This is a genomic window from Aeromonas sp. HMWF014, from assembly GCF_963878295.1.
Lineage (GTDB): Bacteria > Pseudomonadota > Gammaproteobacteria > Enterobacterales > Aeromonadaceae > Aeromonas > Aeromonas popoffii.
Map to the genome: position 1 here is coordinate 1 of NZ_CAWNYS010000426.1, position 1093 is coordinate 1093.

The 1093-nt window shown below is 63.2% G+C and carries 2 protein-coding genes; both read left to right on the plus strand.

Annotated features, from left to right (window positions below; all coding sequences use genetic code 11):
* Positions 1–468 (plus strand): isochorismatase family protein (locus tag AAC083_RS16865; RefSeq protein ID WP_146181713.1); only part of this gene is annotated, 468 nt, incomplete at its 5' end.
* The coding region (locus tag AAC083_RS23265) for a condensation domain-containing protein (protein ID WP_258224736.1) at positions 465–1093 on the plus strand (629 nt) is incomplete at its 3' end. The genes AAC083_RS16865 and AAC083_RS23265, both read left to right, overlap by 4 nt.

Sequence of the window (1093 nt, forward strand, 5' to 3'; positions counted from 1 at the left end):
ATCTATGGTCACATCGGCTGCATGATGACCGCCTGCGACGCCTTCATGCGCGACATCCAGCCCTTCTTCCTGGCAGACGGGGTGGCGGACTTCTCCCTGGCCGATCACCAGATGGCACTGGACTACGTGGCGACCCGCTGCGGCAAGGTGATCCCCTGCGAGGAGGTGCTGGCGCTCGCTCCGGTTTCCGCTTTCGCCGCCCAGACCAATCCATTACTGACCTACGAGGGACTCAAGGCGCGGCTGCTGAGCCATATCGATGAGGACGAAGGGGAGTTTGACCCGGACGAGAACCTCATCGACTACGGCCTGGATTCGGTGCGCATCATGTCCCTGCTCACTGAGTGGCGCGCCGCCGGGGTGGAGCTGGGTTTCGTGGATCTCGCTAAGCTGCCGACCCTTAACGGCTGGTGGCGTGTGATCGAAACAAAGCTTGCCGAACAAAAGACCCTGGAGGTGACCCCATGAGTCGCTTCCCGCTGACCATACCCCAACAGGGGCTCTGGTCCGGTCATCTACTCAACGACGACAAGGCGATGTTCAACACCGCCGAGTGTATCGCCTTCGATGGCAAGGTCGACGCAGCCCTGCTGGTGGCGGCACTCACTCGGGCTGTGGGTGAGTGCGAAGCGCTCAAGGGCTATTTCGAAGACGATGGGGAGGCGGTCTGTTTCGTCTCCTCCAATGTGCCACTCGCCTATGACGAGGTGAACCTTGAAAGCGATGACGAGGCTGCTGCCCGCGACTGGGCTTGGGCCGATCTGCGCCGACCGTTCGCATTGACCGAGGCGGCTCCCTGCCGCTTCGCCCTGCTGCGCGGCCCCGGCCGGGATTACCTCTACAGCTGCGTGCACCACATCGCGCTGGACGGCTTTGGCACCACCTTGCTGTTCCAGCGTATCGCCGAACTCTATGGCGAAGGGCTGGCCGGGGCTGCGCCGTCGCCATCGCCGTTTGGCCTGCTGGATGAGGTACTGGCCGAAGAGCGGGCCCGCGAAGAGGGTGGTAAGAACGCCGCCGCTCGCGCTTTCTGGCAGGCGCAATTGCAGGCTTGGCCCGAGGTGACATCCTTTAGCGACTCTCGCGCCCTCAT